The 1,786-nt window shown below is 48.5% G+C and carries 1 rRNA gene; it reads right to left on the minus strand.

Annotated elements, in window-relative coordinates:
* Positions 1-55 precede the first annotated feature (55 nt).
* Positions 56-1,616 (minus strand): 16S ribosomal RNA (locus tag AC1RPV_RS07515).
* Positions 1,617-1,786: the final 170 nt, after the last annotated feature.

Genomic DNA, 1,786 nt, shown 5'->3' on the forward strand with positions numbered 1-1,786 from the left:
CCTCAAAACTAAACAAATTTTCGACAAGTGTGTAGGTTTCCGTAATATTCCTTAGAAAGGAGGTGATCCAGCCGCAGGTTCTCCTACGGCTACCTTGTTACGACTTCACCCTAATCATCTGTCCCACCTTAGACGGCTGGCTCCTAAAAGGTTACCTCACCGGCTTTGGGTGTTACAAACTCTCATGGTGTGACGGGCGGTGTGTACAAGGCCCGGGAACGTATTCACCGCGGCATTCTGATCCGCGATTACTAGCGATTCCAACTTCATGTAGGCGAGTTGCAGCCTACAATCCGAACTGAGAACGGCTTTAAGAGATTAGCTTAACCTCGCGGTCTCGCAACTCGTTGTACCGTCCATTGTAGCACGTGTGTAGCCCAGGTCATAAGGGGCATGATGATTTGACGTCATCCCCACCTTCCTCCGGTTTGTCACCGGCAGTCTCATTAGAGTGCCCAACTAAATGCTGGCAACTAATAATAAGGGTTGCGCTCGTTGCGGGACTTAACCCAACATCTCACGACACGAGCTGACGACAACCATGCACCACCTGTCATTCTGTCCCCGAAGGGAACGGCCTATCTCTAGGTTTGTCAGAAGATGTCAAGACCTGGTAAGGTTCTTCGCGTTGCTTCGAATTAAACCACATGCTCCACCGCTTGTGCGGGCCCCCGTCAATTCCTTTGAGTTTCAACCTTGCGGTCGTACTCCCCAGGCGGAGTGCTTAATGCGTTAGCTGCAGCACTGAAGGGCGGAAACCCTCCAACACTTAGCACTCATCGTTTACGGCATGGACTACCAGGGTATCTAATCCTGTTTGCTACCCATGCTTTCGAACCTCAGCGTCAGTTACAGACCAGAGAGCCGCTTTCGCCACTGGTGTTCTACCATATATCTACGCATTTCACCGCTACACATGGTGTTCCACTCTCCTCTTCTGCACTCAAGTTATCCAGTTTCCAATGCATTTCTTCGGTTGAGCCGAAGGCTTTCACATCAGACTTAAAAAACCGCCTGCGTTCGCTTTACGCCCAATAAATCCGGATAACGCTTGCCACCTACGTATTACCGCGGCTGCTGGCACGTAGTTAGCCGTGGCTTTCTGGTTAGATACCGTCACTAGGTAAACAGTTACTCTTACCTACATTCTTCTCTAACAACAGAGCTTTACGATCCGAAAACCTTCTTCACTCACGCGGCGTTGCTCCATCAGACTTTCGTCCATTGTGGAAGATTCCCTACTGCTGCCTCCCGTAGGAGTTTGGGCCGTGTCTCAGTCCCAATGTGGCCGATCACCCTCTCAGGTCGGCTACGTATCATTGCCTTGGTGGGCCTTTACCTCACCAACTAGCTAATACGCCGCGGGTCCATCCAAAAGTGACAGCTTACGCCGTCTTTCATTATCAAACCATGCGGTTTAACAAATTATGCGGTATTAGCACCTGTTTCCAAGTGTTATCCCCCTCTTTTGGGCAGGTTACCCACGTGTTACTCACCCGTTCGCCACTCATTATCTTCGGTGAGTGCAAGCACTCGGTGAAGATAATGCGTTCGACTTGCATGTATTAGGCACGCCGCCAGCGTTCATCCTGAGCCAGGATCAAACTCTCATATAAAAAGTTGATTGCTCTTATTGTTTTGTTACTTTTTGAAACTAGCGAATTGACTTCGCAAATGTTTGCTCTTAACTCTTAGTTAAGAGACCCTACACATTTGATTTGTCGAAAATTTGTTCAGTTTTCAAAGATCTACTTGGTTGCTTTTGACAACTTTTATATCATATCAA

This window comes from Dellaglioa sp. CoH-55-MRSF-9 (genome assembly GCF_056782155.1).